The sequence below is a fragment of the Corallococcus sp. AS-1-6 genome (assembly GCF_020037015.1).
In the GTDB taxonomy this organism is placed as follows: Bacteria; Myxococcota; Myxococcia; order Myxococcales; family Myxococcaceae; genus Corallococcus.
Genome location: NZ_JAIQDE010000002.1, coordinates 353,281 through 372,972, shown reverse-complemented (window position 1 = coordinate 372,972; position 19,692 = coordinate 353,281). Strand labels below are relative to the sequence as shown.

18 protein-coding genes are annotated in these 19,692 nt (G+C 71.1%); 11 read left to right on the top strand and 7 right to left on the bottom strand.

The window, feature by feature from the left end; genetic code table 11:
* The first annotated feature begins 25 nt into the window (after positions 1-25).
* The 3 genes from K8612_RS04350 (at position 26) to K8612_RS04340 (ending at position 2,384) form a co-directional block, all read left to right on the top strand.
* Positions 26-1,249 carry a deoxyhypusine synthase family protein gene (locus K8612_RS04350; protein WP_223761355.1) on the top strand — a complete coding sequence of 408 codons (1,224 nt, stop codon included), beginning with the start codon at positions 26-28 and terminating at the stop codon, positions 1,247-1,249.
* Between the two features lie 45 nt (positions 1,250-1,294).
* Positions 1,295-1,723, top strand: a complete 429-nt coding sequence (locus K8612_RS04345) for an OsmC family protein (protein ID WP_223742317.1) — start codon at positions 1,295-1,297, stop codon at positions 1,721-1,723.
* A 133-nt stretch (positions 1,724-1,856) separates the two neighbouring features.
* A complete protein-coding gene (locus tag K8612_RS04340) occupies positions 1,857-2,384 on the top strand; it encodes a hypothetical protein (protein WP_223742318.1) in 528 nt (175 codons plus the stop codon).
* A 5-nt stretch (positions 2,385-2,389) separates the two neighbouring features.
* Here K8612_RS04340 and speA read toward each other — a convergent pair whose 3' ends face one another.
* The gene (gene speA / locus K8612_RS04335; RefSeq protein WP_223742319.1) at positions 2,390-4,396 is read right to left on the bottom strand and encodes a biosynthetic arginine decarboxylase; all 2,007 of its coding nucleotides are present in this window, start codon (positions 4,394-4,396) and stop codon (positions 2,390-2,392) included.
* A gap of 237 nt (positions 4,397-4,633) precedes the next feature.
* Between speA and clpX the strand changes: the two genes are divergently transcribed.
* Positions 4,634-5,710, top strand: coding sequence for an ATP-dependent Clp protease ATP-binding subunit ClpX (gene clpX / locus K8612_RS04330; RefSeq protein ID WP_223761354.1), 1,077 nt, complete (start codon positions 4,634-4,636; stop codon positions 5,708-5,710).
* On the opposite strand, the gene K8612_RS04325 is transcribed toward clpX, so the two are convergent.
* Positions 5,700-6,464, bottom strand: coding sequence for a CvpA family protein (locus tag K8612_RS04325; RefSeq protein ID WP_223761353.1), 765 nt, complete (start codon positions 6,462-6,464; stop codon positions 5,700-5,702). The two genes, clpX and K8612_RS04325, sit on opposite strands and share 11 nt — an antisense overlap.
* Before the next feature lie 21 nt (positions 6,465-6,485).
* Positions 6,486-7,442 (bottom strand): J domain-containing protein, encoded by a 957-nt coding sequence (locus K8612_RS04320; RefSeq protein WP_223761352.1) that lies wholly within the window; start codon positions 7,440-7,442, stop codon positions 6,486-6,488.
* On the opposite strand from K8612_RS04320, the gene K8612_RS04315 reads away from it, so the two are divergent.
* Positions 7,441-7,713 carry a hypothetical protein gene (locus K8612_RS04315; protein ID WP_223761351.1) on the top strand — a complete coding sequence of 91 codons (273 nt, stop codon included), beginning with the start codon at positions 7,441-7,443 and terminating at the stop codon, positions 7,711-7,713. The genes K8612_RS04320 and K8612_RS04315 overlap by 2 nt on opposite strands.
* Before the next feature lie 944 nt (positions 7,714-8,657).
* On the opposite strand, the gene dnaK is transcribed toward K8612_RS04315, so the two are convergent.
* The gene (gene dnaK / locus K8612_RS04310) at positions 8,658-10,265 is read right to left on the bottom strand and encodes a molecular chaperone DnaK (protein WP_223742324.1); all 1,608 of its coding nucleotides are present in this window, start codon (positions 10,263-10,265) and stop codon (positions 8,658-8,660) included.
* A gap of 216 nt (positions 10,266-10,481) precedes the next feature.
* Between dnaK and K8612_RS04305 the strand changes: the two genes are divergently transcribed.
* The gene (locus tag K8612_RS04305) at positions 10,482-11,315 is read left to right on the top strand and encodes a class II glutamine amidotransferase (RefSeq protein WP_223761350.1); all 834 of its coding nucleotides are present in this window, start codon (positions 10,482-10,484) and stop codon (positions 11,313-11,315) included.
* Between the two features lie 8 nt (positions 11,316-11,323).
* Here the strand turns inward: K8612_RS04305 and mrtX are convergent, their stop codons facing one another.
* The 3 genes from mrtX to polX are packed head-to-tail and all read right to left on the bottom strand — an operon-like array spanning position 11,324 to position 14,437.
* Positions 11,324-12,049, bottom strand: coding sequence for a myxosortase MrtX (gene mrtX, locus K8612_RS04300; RefSeq protein WP_223742326.1), 726 nt, complete (start codon positions 12,047-12,049; stop codon positions 11,324-11,326).
* Complete coding sequence (locus K8612_RS04295; protein ID WP_223761349.1) at positions 12,046-12,657, bottom strand: serine protease; 612 nt, start codon at positions 12,655-12,657, stop codon at positions 12,046-12,048. Before K8612_RS04295 ends, mrtX begins: the two co-directional genes overlap by 4 nt.
* Positions 12,658-12,676: 19 nt before the next feature.
* Complete coding sequence (gene polX / locus K8612_RS04290; protein WP_223761348.1) at positions 12,677-14,437, bottom strand: DNA polymerase/3'-5' exonuclease PolX; 1,761 nt, start codon at positions 14,435-14,437, stop codon at positions 12,677-12,679.
* A gap of 66 nt (positions 14,438-14,503) precedes the next feature.
* On the opposite strand from polX, the gene K8612_RS04285 reads away from it, so the two are divergent.
* The 5 genes from K8612_RS04285 to K8612_RS04265 all read left to right on the top strand — a co-directional run bounded on the left by K8612_RS04285 (position 14,504) and on the right by K8612_RS04265 (position 19,649).
* Positions 14,504-14,818: a Rieske 2Fe-2S domain-containing protein gene (locus K8612_RS04285; RefSeq protein WP_223742329.1), complete on the top strand. Its 315-nt coding sequence runs from the start codon at positions 14,504-14,506 to the stop codon at positions 14,816-14,818.
* 239 nt (positions 14,819-15,057) lie between these two features.
* Entirely contained in the window at positions 15,058-15,525 is a 468-nt protein-coding gene (locus tag K8612_RS04280; protein ID WP_120594536.1) for a molybdenum cofactor biosynthesis protein B, read from the top strand.
* 13 nt (positions 15,526-15,538) lie between these two features.
* Positions 15,539-16,468, top strand: coding sequence for a TIGR02757 family protein (locus tag K8612_RS04275; RefSeq protein ID WP_223761347.1), 930 nt, complete (start codon positions 15,539-15,541; stop codon positions 16,466-16,468).
* Between the two features lie 77 nt (positions 16,469-16,545).
* Complete coding sequence (locus K8612_RS04270; protein WP_223761346.1) at positions 16,546-18,498, top strand: hybrid sensor histidine kinase/response regulator; 1,953 nt, start codon at positions 16,546-16,548, stop codon at positions 18,496-18,498.
* The gene (locus K8612_RS04265) at positions 18,495-19,649 is read left to right on the top strand and encodes a hypothetical protein (protein ID WP_223761345.1); all 1,155 of its coding nucleotides are present in this window, start codon (positions 18,495-18,497) and stop codon (positions 19,647-19,649) included. Before K8612_RS04270 ends, K8612_RS04265 begins: the two co-directional genes overlap by 4 nt.
* Positions 19,650-19,692 lie beyond the last annotated feature (43 nt).

Genomic DNA, 19,692 nt, shown 5'->3' with positions numbered 1-19,692 from the left:
GCGGGCGGTGTTAGATCGCCGCGCCATGGCCAAGACCCCGACCCCGAAGAAGTCCACCCTTCGCGCCGCCTACGCGAACGCGCGCAAGGCGGATCCGCGCCCCATCACCGGCAAGGAGAAGCCGGCGGAGCTGCTCGCGCACGCGTTCAGCGCCTACGTGGGCCGGCAGGAGCGCACCGCGTTCGAGCTGATGCAGCAGTCCGTGCAGCAGGACGCGTCCATCTTCCTCACGCTGTCGGGCGCCATGACGCCCGCGGGCCTGCACCAGTCCTGCATCATCCCGCTGGTGGAGAAGGGCATCATCTCCGCCATCACCACCACGGGCGCCAACCTCTACCACGACGCCCACCGCATCATCGGCCACGGCATCCGCGAGGTGAACCCCAACGCGGGTGACCTCCAGTACCGCCTGGCGCGCATCATCCGCATCTACGACCTGGGCTTCTGGGAGGAGGCGCTGCTCGACACCGACCGCCTCTTCTCCGCCATCCTCCGGCAGCCGCAGTTCCAGCGGAAGATGACCACCCCGGAGTTCCACTACCTCCTGGGCAAGGCCATCCATGGCATCGAGAAGCAACTGGGCGTGAAGCAGCCGTCGCTGCTGTCCACCTGCTACAAGCACGGCGTGCCCATCTGGGTGGGCGCGGTGCAGGACGGCTCCATCTTCCTCAACGTCGTGAAGCTCAAGCGCCTGTTGGGCGACGAGTTCAAGTTCGAACTCGACATCAACGACGACGTCTATTCCATGGCCGCCATGCAGCACTACTGCCGCCACCACGGCAGCGGGAAGCTGGCCATCTGGATCCTGGGCGGCGGCGTGCCCAAGAACTACACGCTCCAGGGCGAGCCGCTGCTGGACCAGATCCTCAACGTCCCCACGTCCGGCTTCGACATCGACGTGCAGTTCTGCGTGGACCCGGTGGACAACGGCGCGCTGTCCAGTTGCCCGGCCGGTGAGGGCCACACCTGGGGCAAGGTGTCCGTGGAGGCGGTGGAGACGGGCTCCATGTACGTGCACTGCGACGTGACGGCGGTGTTCCCCTGGCTCACGCACGCGCTGTTCAGCGAGCCCAAGAACAAGCGCAAGCCCATGCGCCTGATGGACAAGATGGACGACGCGGTGAAGTTCCTGGACGCGGACGTCAAGAAGCGCAGCAAGTCGCTGATGAAGACGCTGGACTGGAGCGTCGAGGACGCCGAGCCCTCCTCCGAAGAGGATGCCAAGGCCCACGACAGCTTCGTGCGTTAGCGCGCAGTCCCTCCAACCAAGGCCCCAAGTCCCAAGGAGACGGTGATGAGTCAGCAGCCCGCGACGGGTGTGGTGATGTCCCTGGTGAGTGCCCCCCAACTGAAGACGCAGGTGACGCACGGCCCGTCCGGCGCGACGTTGCCCACGGAGGCGCCGAAGGACAACGGCGGCACCGGCGGCAGCTTCTCCCCCACGGACCTGGTGGCCACGGCGCTGGCGTCCTGTGTCGTGACGACCATGCACCTGGTGGCCGGCAAGGAGGGCATCACCCTGGGCGAGGTGCGCGCCACGGTGGAGAAGCGGATGACCCCGCCGCCGCGCAAGATTGGAGAGCTGGTGCTCTCCATCCTGATGCCGGCCGGTCTCACGCGTGAGCAGCGCACCACGCTGGAGAAGATCGCCCACGAGTGTCCCGTGGCGCGCAGCCTCCACCCGGACGTGAAGGTCACGGCTTCGTTCGGCTACCCGGACTGAAGCGGCCGTGAGGGGGCTCGGCAGGCCGTCCGCCTCCCGAGCCCACTCCGAGCCCCAACGGCGGCGTGCGGCGAGCGGCCGCCGTGCCCACCCTCCTGAGGTTCTCTGCTGCCTCGGGGGAGGGGCACTCGGCATGAACCTGAAGCGACTGGGCATCTACCTCAACGACCACCTGCTGGGCTCCACCGTGGGGCTGGACCTCGCGAAGCGCACGGAGCGCGAGAACCGCAGCAACCCGGTGGGCCAGTACCTGGCCACGCTCATCCCGCTCATCGAACAGGACCGCGCCACGCTGCTCACGGTGATGGCCGCCCTGGAGGTGCGGGTGGATCCGCTCAAGGTGGGCGGCGCGTGGCTGACGGAGAAGCTGTCGCGGCTGAAGCTCAACGGCTCCTGGCTGCGCTACTCGCCGCTGAGCCGGCTGGTGGAGCTGGAGGGGCTGTGCGTGGGCTCCCACGGACGCGTGTCCCTGTGGAGGAGCCTGGAGCGGGTGGCCGCGAAGGAGCCGCGCCTGGCGCGCTTCGACTTCGCGTTCCTCGCCGAGCGCGCCGACGGGCAACTGGAGACGCTCCAGACGCTGCGGCTGCGCTCGACGGATGCGGCGTTCAGCGACACGTCCGTCGAGACCGGCGAACAGGCACCGGTCCCGACGGAGGCCTAGGGACTTCAGGTCCCCGAGGGCGACACGGGCGCGCGCGTCCCGTTCTCGGGGCCGGGCAGCAGGCGCAACTGGCTGGCGGAGGTGAACGTCGCGTCCACCTCGCGCTCCAGGTACGTGTAGCCGGACAGGCCGTCCTCGTAGACGCGCAGCAGGTTGCGCGACTCGTCCAGGGTGATGCGCCCCTGGCGCAGCGCCAGCTCCGTGAACTTGCGCAGCTTCGCGACCAGGTCGTCCTTGTTGTAGCTCACGTAGTTGAGCACTTCCGTCACCGTGTCCCCGGCGACGACGTGGTCGATGAGGTAGCCGCCGCCCGGAGCGAGCGACACCTGCACCGTGTGCGTGTCCCCGAAGAGGTTGTGCAGGTCGCCCAAAATCTCCTGGTACGCGCCCACCAGGAAGATGCCCAGGTAGTAGTCGTCGCTGTTGAGCGCGTGCAGCTCCAGCGCGTCCTTCACCTCGCGCTTGTCGATGAAGTGCTCGATCTTCCCGTCCGAGTCGCAGGTGATGTCCGCCAGCGTCGCGCGCCGGGTCGGCTTCTCCGCCAGGCGGTGGATGGGCATCATCGGGAAGAGCTGATCAATGGCCCACGAGTCCGGCAGCGACTGGAACACGGAGAAGTTGCAGAAGTACGTGTCCGACAACTGCTTCTCCAGCGCCTCCAGCTCCTCCGGGATCTCTCCGGCCTCGCGCGCCACGCGCAGGATCTTGTGGCAGATGGCCCAGTAGAGGTTCTCCGCCGCCACGCGCTGCTCCAGCGACAGGTGGCCCAGGGAGAACAACTGGAGGCTCTCCTCCTTGGCGTCCTGCGCGTCGTGGAAGGCCTCGATGACGTTCTTGTTCGTGACCTCGCGGAAGGTCGAATAGAGGTTGCGCACCACGGAGGGCGCCTTCTCATCCACCTTGTCCGGCGTCTGGGACGGGTCGAACTCGCTGGTGCCCAGCACGTCCACCACCAGCACCGCGTGGTGCGCCACCACGGCGCGGCCGGACTCGGAGACGAGCGTGGGGTGCGGCACGCCCGCGCGGTCGCAGGCCTCCATCACGCCGAAGACGACGTCGTTGGCGTACTCCTCCGTCGTGTAGTTCATGGAGGAGGCGAAGTTCGTCTGGGAGCCGTCGTAGTCCACGCCCAGGCCGCCGCCCACGTCCAGGTACTTCAGCGGCGCGCCCTGGCGGGCCACCTCCACGTAGAAGCAGCCCACCTCGCGCAGCGCGTTCTTCACGTTGCGGATGTTGGAGATCTGGCTGCCCAGGTGGAAGTGCAGCAGCTCGAAGGAGGACAGCAGGCCCGCGTCCTTCATGAAGCCGATGCAGTTCATCAGCTCCGACGAGGACAGGCCGAACTTGGAGCGATCACCTCCGGACGCCTCCCACTTGCCGGCGCCGCGCGTGGACAGCTTCACGCGCATGCCCAGCCGCGGCGTGATGCCGGTGCGGCGCGCCACCTCCGCGATGAGGGGCAGCTCGCTGGGCTTCTCCACCACCAGGATGACGTTGCGGCCCAGGCGCGAGTAGAAGAGCGCCGTCTCGATGTACTCCTCGTCCTTGTAGCCGTTGCAGATGACGAGCGCGTCCTCGCTGTCCAGGAGCGCCATGACGGCGAGCAGCTCCGGCTTGCTGCCGGCCTCCAGGCCGTAGGTGTGCTCCTTGCCCGCCTCGATGATGGTCTCCACCACGTAGCGGTGCTGGTTCACCTTGATGGGGTACACGCCCCGGTACAGGCCCTTGTAGCCCTGATCCGCGATGGCCTTCTTGAACGCGTTGTTCAGGTGCACCACGCGGTGGCGCAGCACGTCCGTGAAGCGCAGGAGCAGCGGCAGGCCGATGCCCCGGCGGCGGACCTCGTCCACCAGCTCCTTGAGGTCCATGCTCGGAGCGGCGGGCCCGTCCGGGTGGACGCACACGTGGCCCTTGTCGTTGATGCCGAAGTAGGGCGAGCCCCAGTTGCGGATGCCGTACAGCTCGTGGGCATCGGCCAGGGTCCAGCGGTGCTGAGGGGAGGGAGCGGCCATCGTTGTTTCGTGCCTCCGGTGGAGCGCGCGGCGGGGGTGTGGAAACTCCCATGAACACGGGAGGGGGGCCGGACTATCGGAAACGCCCCATCCATTCAATAGCCGCCTGTTCCCAGGGCAGGCAGGCGGGCAGGGCCTCCATTCGGGACTCTGGCCCTGGTGGGCCGGTCAGCATCCAATTCCTACCCTTCCTTCCAGGCAGCACCGGGAGGCCGAGTGGAGAGAAGGGGAGGGTACATGGAGTCGTCCGCACGCAGGGAAGAGGCAGCGCCGCTGACCCCGCGGGAGATCTTCGAACGATTGGATCGCTACGTCATCGGCCAGGACGCCGCGAAGCGAGCGGTGGCCATCGCCGCCCACAACCACCTCAAGCGCATCCAGGCGCGGCGGATGCGCCGGCAGTCCCTCATCAAGAAGTCCAACATCCTGCTGATGGGCCCCACGGGCAGCGGCAAGACGCACATCGCGCGCAACCTGGCGGAGATCCTCCACGTCCCGTTCACCACCGTGGACGCCACCGAGTACACGGAGGCGGGCTACTACGGGAAGGACGTGGAGGTGATGGTGTCCGACCTGCTCTTCAAGGCGAACCACTCCGTGGAGGACACCCAGCGGGGCATCATCTTCATCGACGAGGTGGACAAGATCGCCCGCCGCACCCAGGGCGCCCGCAACGGCGCGGGCAGCCGCGACATCGGCGGTGAGGGCGTGCAGCAGTCGCTCCTGAAGCTGCTGGAGGGGCGCGAGGTGCACGTGCCCATGAACGTGACGCAGGCGTGGAACAAGAGCGACTTCGTGCAGGTGGACACGCGCGACATCCTCTTCATCTGCGCGGGCACGTTCAGCGACCTGCACGACTACGGCGACGAGGGCGGCCGGGCCATGGGCTTCGGCTCGGACGCGCTCACGGCGAAGCGCAAGGAGAAGCGCATCTCCACGAAGCAACTGGTGGACTTCGGGATGATGGCGGAGTTCCTGGGCCGCATGCCGGTAATGGTGCAGTTGGAGCGGCTGGGCGAGCCCGACCTTCTGCGCGTGCTCACCGAGCCGCCGGATGCCATCACCCGCGAGTTCAAGGAGCTGCTGTCGCTCGATGAAATCGAGCTGGAGTTCCCGGAGAGCGGCCTGCGGGAGGTGGTGCGCTACTCCATCGCGCGCGGGCTGGGGGCTCGCGGCCTGCGCTCCATCCTGGAGCACGTGATGTCGGACATCATGTTCGAGGCGCCGGAGCGCAAGCACCGTCAGGTGACGGTGGACGCGGAGTTCGTGAAGGCGCGGCTGGCGGCGCTGGACGACGTGGAGCTCAACGCCTAGCGGGCGTGGGCTTCTCCGAGGCCCGGGCGGCGGCGCCCAGCCGTGCCGCCGCCTGCGGATCCTGGATGAGCTGGAGGATGACGTCGTTGCGCAGGAGGGCCCGCGTGTCGCCGCGCTCCAGCGCGTCCTGCAGGTCCCGGTGCGACAGCGCGAGCTGGAAGCGCGGGTCCTTGCGCAGCGCCTTGTAGGCGGGGTCCTCCTGGAGCTTCTTCGCCTTCGCAGGGTCGTGCGTGGCCTGGGCCACCTGGACCAGGTCCTCCAGCGGGGCGAACTGGGTCAGCTCGAAGAGGTTGAAGCGGCGGGACAGGTCGAAGGCGACGGAGTCCTTGGGGGCCACGCCCATGCGCTTGCCGGCGACGATGACGTGCTGCTCCATGAACGTCAGCGCGCTCAGGCAGACCCAGAACAGCGCGGCCATCTTGCCGCCTCCGAGCACGAAGCCCAGGGTGCGGTCCAGGCCGCGCTCGTCGGGGTCCCTGCCGGAGAGGAAGCGCAGGAGCAGCGCGCCCAGGGCGTACCTGACGGTGAGCCACGTGACGACGAACAGGAGCACCGTGCCGAAGAGCGTTCCGATGAGCAGCGGTGAGCCCAGCGCGACGGCGAGCTTGGGGCCGGCGAGGGGCGCGAGCTTGCGCGAGACGAAGTAGCCCGCCGCGAGCCCCACGGAGTTGGCCACCTGCCGGGCGGCGCCGGAGAGCGCGCCGAGGATGCAGAAGAACAGCACCATGCCCAGGAGGATGAGGTCGATGACCATGGGTGGGGCTCCTGGGGGCCGCTAGCGGATCTTGAACGAGGAGTCGCCCTTGGACTTGTCCGCGGTCTGCTTCTGGGCTTCCGCGAGGGCTTCCTTGTAGCGGGCGTTGGAGGGCTCGTAGGTGAGCGCCATCTTGAGGTTGCGCTCCGCGGCGGAAGGGTTGCCGGACTCCAGGTCCTTCTGGGCCTGGGTGTAGAACTGACGGCCCTTGGGGTGGGTGCCGATCTGCTCTTCCTGCTCCTTCTTCGCGGCGGCCTTGGTCTCGGCCTCGGAGGCGTCGGTGAAGCGCAGCTTCTGCGCGCGGTCCGGGCCGGCGATGTCGGTGAGGTACTTCTTGCGCTTGGTGTCGTCGCGCAGGACGTAATAGGCCTCGGTGACGCGCTTGTAGAGTTCGTTCACCTGGTCCTTGAGGGCCTTGGACTCCAGGTGGAAGAAGCGGTCCGGGTGGTAGACGCGGCTCTCCTTGTAGAACGCCTTCTTGATGTCGCTGGGGGCGGCGGTGCGCTCCAGGCCGAGCAGCTCGAAGTAGTCCATCTGGTCGAGCTTCGCGCAGCGCGACTCCAGGTCCACGAGCTGCTCCGGGCTGAGGGCCGGGCCTCCCGCGGAGGCGGGCGGCGGCGGAGGCGTGCTGGCGGCGGGAGGACGCGGCGGGGCCACGGGCGGTGGCGTCAGCGGGCGGGGTGAACCGGCGGGCGCGAGCGCGGGCAGGGACGTGGTGGGGCGGTTGCCGGGGCGCGGCGGCGCGGGAGTCGCCGGAGCGATGGGCGGGGCGACCTGCCCGACGGCGAGCACCGGCGGCGGGGTGGGCGCGACGGTCGGTGGGCCCGGAGGCCTGGGAGCGACGGGAGGCGGCGTCAGCGGGCCCACGGTGGGGACGGGGCGCGCGGCGGGCGGGGCCCCCGCGGGGCTGATGGTGGGCACCGAAGGCGGACGGGCGGCGGGAGCCACGGGCGGAATCACCGGGCTCAGGGGCTGCATGGTCGGCACGGCAGAAGGACCGCGAGCCACGGGCGGCGGCGTCGGCATGGACGCGACGCCCGGCACCGCTGGAGGCATGGCGGGCGAAGCGCTCGCGGTGGGCGGAACGACCGGCGCGACGCGAGGCATCGACGCGGGAGCCACGGGAGGCGTCACCGCGCCCACGGCCGGTGTCGTGGCGGTCGGCCGGGCAACGGCGGGCGCCTGCGGCGGCGTCACGGCTCCCACGGCCGGTGTCGTCGCGGTCGGCCGGGCAGAGGCGGGGCCCTGAGGCGGAGTCACTGCGCCCACGGCCGGTGTCGCGGCGGTTGAGCGGGCAACGGGCGGAGTCACCGCGCCCACTGCCGGTGTCGTGGCGGTCGGCCGGGCAGCAGCGGGTGCCACGGGCGGAGTCACCGCGCCCACGGCCGGTGTCGCGGCGGTGGGACGCGCAGGGGTCTGCGGCGGCACTGCGCCGACGGCAGGCATCGCGGTGACGGTGGGGCGAGCGCCTGCGGGAGTCTGGGGCGGAGACACCGCGCCCACGGCAGGAATCGGGGTCACGGTCGCTCGAGGCGTAGCGGGCGTTGCTGGGGCCAGGGGCGGGGTCACCGCGCCGACAGCAGGCATCGCGGCCACGGTGGGCCGGGTCTGCGCGGTCGTCACCGGCGGCGCGGACGCGACACCCACGGACGGAACCCCTGACACCGTGGGGCGTGCTGCGGCAGGAGCACCCACCGGTGCGATGCCCGGCGGTGTCCCTCGGGGGGCCGCAGCCGGCGCGACCGAAGGCACCTGACCCGACGCAGGCCGCGCCGTCGCTGGGGCCACCGAAGGCACCTGACCCGAGGAGGGCCGAGCCGTCGCTGGAGCCACCGAGGGCACCTGACCTGACGCGGGCCGTGCCGTTCCTGGAACCCCGGGCGGAACGCTGCCCGTGGCCGGAGCCACCGAGGGCACCTGACCCGACGCGGGCTTCGCCGGAGGCACCGCTGGCACCTGACCTGAGGCGGGCCGGGCCGTCGCCGGAGCCTGCGGGGGCGCGACGGGGGGCGGCGTGGCGCGGGCGGTGGGGGCCGCCGTGGGGGGCCGGGGCGCCGCTGGCGCTACGGACGGCGGCATGGAGGCCGTCACCCGGGGCAGGGCGGGCGTCGCCGGACGCGCCGGGGCCGCGGGCGCGGCGGGCCCTGGCGGCGCGCCAGAGTTCGGATCGGAAGGCTCGGACATCGGCGGTGCCTAGTTGGCCACGGCGGGCAGGTCGCTGCTGTTGTGGCCCGCGAGCCGCGTGTTGCGGTTCGACTGGATCGACTGCTGGATGTCCGCCTCCGTCATGCCGGACGACAGCGTGATCGTCGTGGACGTCTTCTGGCCCGTCTCCACGTCGCACGCGGACACGTTCACCAGACCGTCCGTGTTGATCTCGAACGTCACCTCGATCTTCACCTCGCCGCGATACCCGATGCGGAAGCCCGAGAACTCGAACTCGCCCAGCATCTCGCACTCCTCGGCGCGGTTGGACTCACCCTGGTACACGCGGATCTTCACCTTCTCCTGCCCGTCGCGGCTGGTGGTGAAGGTCTTCGACCGGTCGATGGGCACCGGCGTGTTCTTGTCGATGATCTTCTCCGTGTACCCGCCCACCGTCCCAATCCGCAGCGTCAGCGGCGTGACGTCCACCAGGAACGTCTCCGTCTTGCTGTCCAGGAGCGCGTGCGACTGGAGCGCGGCGCCCATGGCCACGACCTGATCCGGGTTGATGCCCTCCAGCGGCTCCTTCTGGAAGTAGTGCTTCACCGAGTTGCGGATGATGGGCAGCCGCGTGGGCCCGCCCACCAGGATGACCGCGTCGATGTCCGCCGCCGTCAGCCGCGCGCTCTGCAAGGCCTCGTCGCAGACCTTGAACGTGCGCTGCACCAGGTCCATCACCATCCGGTTGAACTGGTCCTGGTTGAGCGTGTTGCGCAGGTCCATCACGTTGCCGTTGGCGTCCTGGCAGATGCCCTGGCAGAGGATGTCCGCGGTGCCGAACTGGCCCACGTCGATCTTCGCCTTCTCCGCCGCGTCCTTCAGCATCTGCAGGCAGTACTTGTTCTGCCGCAGGTCCAGCCGCGTGCGGGCGAGGAAGTCGTCCGCCATCCACGTCATGATGCGGTCGTCGAAGTCGTCGCCGCCCAGGTACGTGTCACCCGCCGTGGCCAGCACCTCGAAGACGTCCTTGCCGATCTCCAGGATGGACACGTCGAACGTGCCGCCGCCCAGGTCGTAGACGACGACGCGCTGGTTGACGTCCCGGCCAAAGCCATACGCGAGCGCCGCCGCCGTGGGCTCGTTGAGGATGCGAAGCACCTCCAGCCCCGCGATGCGGCCCGCGTCCTTCGTGGCCTGGCGCTGGTTGTCATTGAAGTACGCGGGGACGGTGATGACCGCCTTGTGCACCTCGCGGCCCAGGTACGTCTCCGCGACGGCCTTCATCTCCTTGAGCACCAGCGCGGAGATCTCCGGCAGCGAATAGCTGCGGTCCCGCACGCCGATGCGCACCGAGTTGTTGTCGCCCTCGACGATGCGGTAGGGCATCACCGCCTGCGCCTTCTTCACCTCGTCGGAGAAGTAGTACCGGCCGATGAGCCGCTTGGCCGAGTACACCGTGTTCTCGGGGCTGGTGATGATGTTCTTCTTCGCCGCGTTGCCCACCAGCACGGACCCTTCCTCCAGGAAGGACACGCACGAGGCATGCGTCGTCTCGCCCCACTCGTTGGGGATGACCGTGGGCTGGCCTTCATGGACGACCGACACGCATGAGTACGACGTGCCCAGGTCGATGCCGATTGCGATGTCGTCCGCCATTCCGTCTCCGGTGAAGACCTGCACCCCGATCCCTCTGGGGGGAGGGCCGTCGGGAAGCGCCCGGAGGTTAGGCTCCACGCTCCAGGGTGTCAATTCAATGGCTGATCAAATGCCAGCCATTTCAAGGGCTTAGCGCCAAGGCAGGGGAGCGGGTTCGCTGCGCTGAACCCCGGCCCCCTGGACCTTATCCCTAAGGGGGAAAGGGGGGAAATCACCATGTCCGCCATCCTCGCCGCCCTGTCGTCGGACCCCAACCTCCTCCGGTGCGAGCTGCACCGGCTGGCCGGGCAGGTCGTCCTCCGCCCGGAGGCGCACGCCAATGCCCTGGGGGTGGGCTCCTATGCCCAGGAGGAGGTCCTGCTGCGTCGCCTGGCGCCGGACCGCGAGCTCACGCTGGACGACCTGGGACCGCCGCATGAATCGGAGGCGGTGCTCTTCCACGCGAACCGCCTGCCGCCCGGCCTGTCCCCCGAGGACAACACGCAGCCCTTCCGGGCCCGCCACTGGCTGTTCGCCCACCAGGGGCCGTTGCCGGACTTCGAGCCCCTGCGTGCTCCGCTGCTGTCGCGCGTGCCGGAGCACCTCCAGCGGCTGGTGCGCGGCCCCACCGACAGCGAGGTCCTCTTCGCCCTGTTCCTCACGCGCCTGCGGGAGCTGGGCCGCACGGATGATCCGCGCCTGGAGCCGGCCGTCGCCGGTCGCGTGCTGCGTGACACGGTGCGCGAGGTGGAGGCCGAGCTCGTGCGGGTGGGGCAGCGGCGCACGCCCCCGCTCAACCTGGTGGCCACCAACGGCGCCGTGCTGGTCGCCACCCGCCGCGGCGAGGCCCCGCTGTCCTACACGCGCCTGGAGGGCAGCGCGGAGTGCGCGCACTGCGGCGTGACGGCCACGACGCCGGAGACGCACCCGGAGGTGGGCGCGCACCGCCGCCGCCGCACGGTGGTGGTGGCCAGCCACGTCACGCGCAGGCAGGGCTGGGTGGAGCTGCCGCAGGGCACGACGCTGACGGTGGGCGCGGACCTCCAGGTCCAGCACCTGCCGCCGGGCTGAGCGGGCCGCTACGGACCGCCGAAGAAGGAGACCTCCAGGAAGCGCACGTAGAGGTTGCAGGCGGCGTGGAAGAGGGAGCAGCCGACGATGGTGCCGGTGCGCTCGCGCATCCAGCCGAAGAGGAGGGCGGGGAAGAACACCGCCAGCCGCCACGTCTGGAAGATGGCCAGGTGGCCCAGCGCGAAGAGGAGCGCCGTCACCCAGAAGGCGCGCCCCAGCCGCGCGCCCAGCACCACACGCCCCTGGGGCCACGCGTCGCGCAGGCGGGCCTGGAGGTAGCCCCGGTAGAAGAACTCCTCCGGGAGGGCCACGACGAAGAGCTGATCAATCACCCACTCGCCGAAGCGCGGGGGCAGGCGCGGCTGGAAGTGGCCTTCGCCGATGATGGGCGTCAGGTGGCGCGCGAGCCCGGGCGGCAGGTGCGGCACCACCTGCACGAAGGCGGCGAAGCCCGCGAAGAACAGCGGCCCCACGATGGCGCACATCACCAGGAACAGCCGCGCGTCCTGCTTCCACGCGCGCAGGGTGAGGCCGTAGTCGCGGTAGTCCTCGTCGCGCCAGCGCATGGGGATGAGCGGCAGGTAGAGGAAGCCCACCGTGGCCACCAGCTTGGGCACGCTGGTGCCCCCGGCGACGAGGAACGCCGCGATGATGCCCAGGAAGCCCAGCGCCCAGAGGCCCATGGCCTCCTGCACCGCGCTCAACCTGAACGGGGGCCCCGAAGGCCGGCTCATGGCGCGTCCGCCGAGGCGAGCTGCGCCTTCACCGCGGTCAGGGGCAGGGCGCGGGCGCCACGGCCCCTGCGCTCGACGACGACGCCCACCAGCCGCCCGTCCCCGTCGTACAGCGGGCTGCCCGGCGCGAGCGTGAGGTCCACGTCGAAGAACGGCGCGGGGGCGGCCCTGGCCACCGCGGCCCTGGGCGTGTCCCGCTGGCCCTTCTTGCGCGCGGGCATCACGCCCACCACCCAGCGGCCCGCGAGCCCCTCCGGCACCAGCCGCACCGGCGCCGCGGGCCACGTGCCCTGGGGACCCGCCACCACCGCGACCTGGAGCTCCGCGCTGGAGAGCACCACGCGCGCCGTCAGCGCGTTGCCCGCGTGCACCACCTGGGCGGAGTCGGGCCCCACGAGCGACACGGCGGTGAGCACCTGTCCCTCCGCGCCCACGATGATGCCGGGGCCCGTGTGCTGCGGGCCGCGCACGCGCACGGACGAGCGGGTGTGCAGTTCCAGCACGCGCTGGAGGTCGGCGCGCGACGGACGGGCCTCCGCGCCGGCCCGCGAGGGCAGGGCCAGGAGGAGCCAGAGGAGGGCGGGGACGAGGAGGAGCGGGCGGAACATCTTCGCGCCCGGGAGCCTATCAGCGCTCCCGCAGGGCGGCGAGGAAGCTCTCCGCGGACCGGGTGTTGAGGATGTCCTGCTTGCGTGCCCAGCCCCGGCGCGCCGTGGCCACCGCGTAGGCCAGGTTCCTCAGGTCCTCCTGCCGGTGCGCGTCGCAGCTCACCACCAGCTTCACCCCGAGCCCCACGGCCTGCCGCACGTACTCGGACTTGATGTCCAGGCGCGCCGGCTTGCCGTTGATCTCCACCGCGACGCCGCGCTCCCGGGCGCGCTCCAGCACCTCCTCCATGCGCAGCGCGTACGGCTCGCGGCTCTGGATGAGGCGCCCGGTGGGGTGCCCCAGGATGTGCAGGTGCGGGTTGTCCAGCGCGGCCAGCACCCGGCGCGTCATCTGGTCCTCGTCCATGGAGTGGCGCACGTGGATGGACGCGATGACGACCTCCAGTTGCTCCAGCACGCTGTCCGCGTAGTCCAGCGCGCCCGACTCCAGGATGTCCACCTCGATGCCCTTGAGCAGCCGCACGCCGGGCACCGCCGCGTTCACGCGGTCGATCTCCTCCCACTGCCGCTTGAGGTCGTCCACCTTGAGGCCGCCCGCGTGGATGGCCGCCTCGCTGTGCTCGGTGATGGTGAGGTACTTGAGCCCCAGCGCCTGCGCCGCCCTCGCCATCTCCTCCAGTGTGTTGCGCCCGTCGGACCAGGTGCTGTGCGCGTGCACCGCGCCCTGCACGTCCTCCAGCGTCACCAGGTCCTCCGGCAGCTTCCCGGCCCGGGCGGCCTCCACCTCGCCGTTGTCCTCGCGCAGCTCCGGCGGCACCTCCTGCATGCCCAGGAGCCGGTACAGCGTCGCCTCGTCGGGGACGGGGACCTTGGTGCCGTCCTCGCGGTGCACGCCCCACTCGGAGATTTTCAGCCCCTTTTCATGGCCCAGGTTGCGCAGCCGGATGTGGTGCGCCTTGGAGCCGGTGAAGTGGTGCAGCGCGGTGGCGAAGTCCTCGTCCGGCAGCACGCGCAGGTCCACCTGGAGGTCGCCCTGCACCATGCGCACGGAGCACTTGCTGTCGCCCTTGCCCAGCACCGTGGCCACGCCCGGCGCGTTCGCGAGCGCGTCCAGCACCGGCCCCGCCTCCTGCGCGGAGGCGATGAGGTCCACGTCGGACACGGTCTCCGCGCGGCGGCGCACGCTGCCGCCCAGGCTGGCGCGCACCACGCCCGGGGCCTGGCGGATCCGCTCCAGCAGGCCCTCCGCGATGGGGAGCGCGTCACCCAGGAGCTTCCGCTCGCCGCGCGCGCGGCGGTACACGGCGATGCCGTCCAGGAGCTTCGCCTCGCTCTTGGGGCCAAAGCCCTTGAGCTCCCGCACGCGGCCGTCCTTGCAGGCGCGCTCCAGGTCCTCGACGCTGCCCACCTGGAGCTCGCTCCACAGGGCGGCCACCTTCTTCGGGCCCACGTCCGGCAGCTTCATCAGCTCCAGCAGGCCGGGGGGGAACCGGGCCTTCAGCTCCTCGAACGCCGTCATGCGGCCGGTCGTCACCAGCTCGGTGAGCTTCTCGGCGAGCCCCGGGCCGATGCCCTGGAGCTCCTGCAGGCGGCCCTCGGTGACGACGGCGCCCAGGTCCTGCGGCAGGTTCGCGATGCGGTCCGCGGCGATGTCGTAGGCGCGGACGCGAAAGCCGCTCTGCCCCTGGAGCTGGAGCAGGAGGGACATGTCCCGGAGGAGCTGGGCAACGGCCGCCTTGTCGGTGAGCACGGCGGTGGAGGGTGTCACGTCGGGAGTCACGGTCGGGAAATTAATGCCGGGGGAACGGGGGTGCAGGCCCGGACGGGTTGTGGGAAAAGGAACGCAATGACGAAGATCAAGCTGGGCCCCGCGGACTTCGCCGAGAGGGAGATGCGGGGGTACGAGATCGGCAAGCGCAACGTCTGCATCGCGAAGATCCATGGCCGCTACAAGGGCCTTGATGACTGGTGCAACCACGCGGGGTGTCTGCTGTCGGGTGGGCGCCTCGAGGACAACATGGTCGTGTGCCCCTGCCATGAGGTCGGCTTCGACATGGACACGGGGCAGAACGCGACCTCGCCCGGCGTCTGTGACGACCAGCCGACGGTGCAGCTCACGGTCGAGGACGGAACGCTCGTCGTCGACCTGCCCGACGTTTGAGCCTTCCTCCTTCAGGAGCGTCCAACATGGGACACGACGGACACGATCACGACCATGACCACGGTCATGGCCATCACCCCCACGGCCATTCGCATGACCACGGCCACGGGCATTCGCACGACCACGGCCACGGGCACTCGCACGACCACGGGCATGACCATGGACACGGCCACTCGCACGACCACGGGCATTCGCACGAGGGCTCGCCGGTGGCGGCGGAGCACAAGTCGCGCGCGCCGGTGCACGTCAGCGCGTACGTGGTGACGTGCTCGGACAGCCGGGACGAAGCGCACGACGGCAGCGGGAAGGACCTGCGCGAGGGACTGGCCGCCGCGGGGCACACCGTCGCCGGGCACACGGTGGTGAAGGATGATCCGGAGGCCATCCGGGGCGCGCTCGCGCAGGCTCAGGCGGCGGGGGCCCGCGCGGTGCTCTTCACGGGCGGCACGGGCATTGGCCGGCGCGACTGCACGGTGGAGACGCTGCGCGCGCTCTTCGAGAAGGAGCTGCCCGGCTTCGGCGAGCTGTTCCGGATGCTGTCGTTCCAGCGCATCGGCAGCCCCGCGATGATGTCGCGCGCCACGGCGGGCACGTACCAGGGGATGATCCTCTTCGCGCTGCCGGGCTCGCCGCAGGCGGTGCGGCTGGCGCTGGACGCGCTCATCCTCCCGGAGCTGGGCCACGCGGTGCGCGAGCTCACGCGTTAGGACTGGACGCGAGATGACGAAGCGCCGTGCCGCGCACACCGGCTTGAGCACCCAGGCGGCCGACCGCCTGCGCCCCCGCCTGGATGCCTTCCTGGCCTCCACGGACGCGAAGGCGCGCATCGGGTTCGACCCGGTGGAGTTCCCCCACCGCTACACGGATCCGCGCGACGTGGAGGTCAGCGCGCTGCTCGCGGCGGCGCTGGCCTACGGGCGCGCGGACCTGTTCCGCCCGAAGGTGGATGGGCTCCTCAAGCAGATGGGCCCGTCCCCCGCGGCCTTCGTGCGCGCGCTGGACGTGAAGGGCGCGAAGGCGCTGCTCACGGGCTTCGTGTACCGCTTCAACGTGGGCACCGACCTGGCGGTGCTGCTCCTGGGCATGGGCCGCGCGCTGCGCGAGCACGGCAGCCTGGAGGCCCTGTTCGTGCGGGGCTTCAAGGCGAGCGGCACGCTGCATGGGGGGCTCGCGGCCTTCACCGCCGCGCTGCGGGACGTGCCCATGGGCGCGCTGCGAAAGGCCATGGGCCCGGAGCGGGGACTGCACCACCTGCTGCCCTCGCCGCTGGGGCCGGGCGCGGCGAAGCGCCTCAACCTGTACCTGCGGTGGATGGTGCGCGGACCGGACGCGGTGGACTTCGGCATCTGGAAGCAGGTGCCCGCGTCCGCACTGCTGGTCCCATTGGACACGCACATCGGACGCATGGCGCTCCACCTGGGCCTCACGCAGCGCACGGACCTCACGTGGCGGACCGCCGAGGAGGTCACGGCCTCGCTGCGGGCGCTCGATCCCGAGGATCCCGTCCGCTACGACTTTGCTTTGTGCCACTACGGCATGAGTGGCGCATGCCCGGCGAAGACGCTGCCCCAGCACTGCGAGCGCTGCTCGCTCCTACCTTCCTGCAAGGTAGGCCCCGGCGTCATCGCGCGCGGTTCACTGCAATTCTGAGTCCCACCCGACCCGGAAATGGGCTACGGGCAGTCCGCGCGGCCCCGCGTTGACGGGTTGGCGCGGTCAAGGCTGCAATGCGGTCGGGCGACGCGGGTGGAATGATCCCGCGGGGCGCGAGGAGCGACGCGGTGCACGCAATGCTGGTGGCGGTCCCAGCCCCGGTGGCCCAGGACGTGGAGCGCGACCTTTGCGCCACGGCCGAAGGGCGTGCGTGCCGGGTGATCCGCGTGGAGTCCCCGCCGGAGCCGCTGCCCGAGGGGCTCCTCGTCCTGTGGGATCACGGCGGTCCGCTGGAGGCCGTGAAGGCGCGCTGCCAGTGGGCGCACGCGCGCCGGCTACCGACGCGGACCTGGCTGGTCGTGCTGACGAAGCGCGAGGGCGAGGAGGCGGAGGCGCTGGTGGCCGCGGGCGCGGACGAGTGCGTGGCGCCGCCCGGAACGCGCTGGGGCGCGAGGCTCGTGGCGCTGCGGCGCAGATCCGCGGACGGGGACGCGCAGGCGCTCCGGCGGGCCCGGGACATGTTCCAGGGCGCGCTGGACGCGGTGCCGGAGCCGCTGTTCATCAAGGACCGCGAGCACCGGCTGGTGGCGGTGAACAACGCCTACTGCCGCCTGCTGGATCAATCCGCCGACGCGCTGCGCGGCTCGCTCACCTCGGCGCAGATGCGGCCGGACGAGGCGGAGGCGTCCTGGCGCCAGGACGAGCGCGCCTTCACCACCGGGCAGACCGTGGAGGACGAGGGCTCCTTCACCGACGGCAAGGGCCGCTCGCGCGAGGTGCTCACGCTGCGGGCCGCGTACATGCTGCCCAACGGCGAGCGCTTCCTGGTGGGGCTCGTGCGCGACGTCACCGAGCGCTCGCGCCTGGAGACGCAGCGGCGGCTGGCGGAGCGGATGACGTCCGTGGGCACGCTGGCCGCGGGCGTCGCGCATGAAATCAACAACCCGCTCTCGTATGTGACCTCCAACCTGGCCTACCTCTGGGAGCGCGTGGCGCAGCCGGTGGTGCCGGCCGAGCAACTGGAGGAGCTGCGGCAGGTGGTGGCGGAGGCGCTGGAGGGCGCGGGGCGGGTGCGCTCCATCGTGCGCGACCTGCGGACGTTCTCCCGCACGGAGGAGGAGCAGCACGGGCCGGTGGACGTGCGCAGGGCGGTGGAGGGCGCGGTCAAGCTGATGCGCGACGCCATCCAGCACCGCGCGTGCATGGCGTGCGACCTGGAGCCGGTGCCCGCGGTGCACGGCAACGAGGGCCGGCTGGCGCAGGTCGTCACGGGCCTGCTGACGAACGCGCTCCAGGCCTTCGGCGACAGGCCCCCGGAAGAGAACCTGCTCAAGCTGCGCGTGCGTCCGGGCCGCGAGGGCCACGTCGTCATCGAGGTGGAGGACAACGGGCACGGGATGCCCGCGGAGGTGCGCCAGCGCATCTTCGATCCGTTCTTCACCACGCGCTCGCCCAAGGGGGGCACGGGCCTGGGCCTGTCCATCTGCCTCACGCTGGTGCACGCGATGGGCGGTCACATCGAGGTGGCCAGCGAGGAGGGGCAGGGCAGCCTCTTCCGCGTGGAGCTGCCGGCGCTCACCCTGCCGCCCGAAGCGCCCCGGCCCGCGCAGGCCGCCCTGGCCGTGACGGAGGCGCCCCTGACGCAGCCGGTGCGCGCGACGCGAGACCTGCGCCGGCTGCTGCTCATCGACGACGAGCCGGCGGTGGGCAGCGCGGTGAGCCGCCTCTTGCGCAACCTCTACGAGGTGCACGTCATCCAGGACGCGCGCGAGGCCCTGAGGCGCCTGTCGCACGGCGAGAAGTTCGACGCCATCCTCTGCGACCTGATGATGCCGGGCATGAGCGGCATGGACTTCCTGGTGGAGCTGGAGCGGCTGGCGCCGGAGCTGGCGCCGCGCACCGGCCTGATGACGGGCGGGGTGAACCCGCAGGCCCGTGAGTTCGTGGGCCGCCGCGCGCGGGAGCTGCTGGAGAAGCCCTTCGAGCGCGACCAGTTGTGCACCTTCGTCGAAACCCTGATGCAATGAAGCACCGGACGCGCTGGACGCTGGGGGCCGTGCTGGCGGCCCTGCTGCTCGCGGTCGTCTTCCTGCTGCCGCCCGAGCTGCGGGGGCTGTCCTTCGTGCTGCGCGCGGCGGGGCTCCACGGCGCCACGGCGGAGGCCCTGGCCCGCTACGGCACCGGGGCCTTCACCGTCACGGACCTGAGCGTGCCCACGCGCCACGGGCCGGTGCGCGGGCGGCTCTACCAACCGGACCGCCGCGAGGGCCGGCTCATCGTGCTCACGTCCGGCGTGCACGCGGCGGGCATCGACGAGCCCCGCCTGGTGAAGCTGGCGGAGGACCTGGCCATGGGCGGCCACCCGGTGCTCACGCCGGAGCCGCCGGACCTGCTGCGCTACGAAATCACCCCGCGCCTGCCGGACGTCATCGAGGACACGGCCCTGTGGGCGCTGGGGCCGGGAGCGCTGGCGCCGGAGGGGAAGGTGGACCTCTTCGGCATCAGCTTCTCCGGAGGGCTGTCCGTCGTCGCGGCGGGCCGGCCCGCGCTGCGCGACAGGGTGTCCGCGGTGCTGTCCTTCGGAGGGCACGGCGAGCTGTCCCGCGTGCTGTCCTTCCTATGCACCGGCGTGCAGGCGGACGGGGTGCGCCGCACGCCGCACGACTATGGCGTAGTCGTCATCCTGCTGAACGTCGCGGACCGGCTGGTGCCACCGGAGCAGGTGGAGGCGCTGCGCAAGGGCGTCCTGACGTTCATGCACGCGTCGCATCTGACGCTGGTGGACTCGCGGCGGGCGGAGGCCGCGTTCGCGGAGGCGCGAGCGATGGAGGCCACGCTGCCGGAGCCTGCGGCCACGCTGCTGCACCAGGTGAACACGCGCGACGTCGCCGCGCTGGGGCCCCGGCTGCTGCCGTTCGTGAAGGACTTCGCGGGAGACCCGTCGCTGTCGCCGGAGCGTTCCCCCGCGCCCCGGGCGCCGGTGTACCTGCTGCACGGGACGGACGACTCCGTCATCCCCGCCATCGAGTCCACGCTGCTGGCGCGCGCGCTGGAGCCGTACACGCGCGTGCACCTGCGGCCCACGCCGCTCATCACCCACGCGGAGATGGACCGGAAGGCCAGCGCGATGGAGGCGCTGAAGATGGTGCGCTTCTGGTCGGCCCTCCTCGACGAGTAGCGCGCCGCCACGCGACTTGACGGTGGAGCCCGGGAGCGGCTGC

What these genes read in the sequence shown, in the direction of transcription:
- K8612_RS04350 (WP_223761355.1), top strand. Translation starts at nt 26, where the DNA reads ATGGCCAAGACCCCGACCCCGAAGAAGTCCACCCTTCGCGCCGCCTAC.
- K8612_RS04340 (WP_223742318.1), top strand. Translation starts at nt 1,857, where the DNA reads ATGAACCTGAAGCGACTGGGCATCTACCTCAACGACCACCTGCTGGGC.
- K8612_RS04320 (WP_223761352.1), bottom strand. Translation starts at nt 7,442, where the DNA reads ATGCAGCCCCTGAGCCCGGTGATTCCGCCCGTGGCTCCCGCCGCCCGT.
- speA (WP_223742319.1), bottom strand. Translation starts at nt 4,396, where the DNA reads ATGGCCGCTCCCTCCCCTCAGCACCGCTGGACCCTGGCCGATGCCCAC.
- K8612_RS04315 (WP_223761351.1), top strand. Translation starts at nt 7,441, where the DNA reads ATGGTCGGCACGGCAGAAGGACCGCGAGCCACGGGCGGCGGCGTCGGC.
- K8612_RS04345 (WP_223742317.1), top strand. Translation starts at nt 1,295, where the DNA reads ATGAGTCAGCAGCCCGCGACGGGTGTGGTGATGTCCCTGGTGAGTGCC.
- K8612_RS04295 (WP_223761349.1), bottom strand. Translation starts at nt 12,657, where the DNA reads ATGTTCCGCCCGCTCCTCCTCGTCCCCGCCCTCCTCTGGCTCCTCCTG.
- K8612_RS04285 (WP_223742329.1), top strand. Translation starts at nt 14,504, where the DNA reads ATGACGAAGATCAAGCTGGGCCCCGCGGACTTCGCCGAGAGGGAGATG.
- dnaK (WP_223742324.1), bottom strand. Translation starts at nt 10,265, where the DNA reads ATGGCGGACGACATCGCAATCGGCATCGACCTGGGCACGTCGTACTCA.
- K8612_RS04305 (WP_223761350.1), top strand. Translation starts at nt 10,482, where the DNA reads ATGTCCGCCATCCTCGCCGCCCTGTCGTCGGACCCCAACCTCCTCCGG.
- clpX (WP_223761354.1), top strand. Translation starts at nt 4,634, where the DNA reads ATGGAGTCGTCCGCACGCAGGGAAGAGGCAGCGCCGCTGACCCCGCGG.
- K8612_RS04325 (WP_223761353.1), bottom strand. Translation starts at nt 6,464, where the DNA reads ATGGTCATCGACCTCATCCTCCTGGGCATGGTGCTGTTCTTCTGCATC.
- K8612_RS04270 (WP_223761346.1), top strand. Translation starts at nt 16,546, where the DNA reads ATGCGGTCGGGCGACGCGGGTGGAATGATCCCGCGGGGCGCGAGGAGC.
- K8612_RS04275 (WP_223761347.1), top strand. Translation starts at nt 15,539, where the DNA reads ATGACGAAGCGCCGTGCCGCGCACACCGGCTTGAGCACCCAGGCGGCC.
- K8612_RS04265 (WP_223761345.1), top strand. Translation starts at nt 18,495, where the DNA reads ATGAAGCACCGGACGCGCTGGACGCTGGGGGCCGTGCTGGCGGCCCTG.
- mrtX (WP_223742326.1), bottom strand. Translation starts at nt 12,049, where the DNA reads ATGAGCCGGCCTTCGGGGCCCCCGTTCAGGTTGAGCGCGGTGCAGGAG.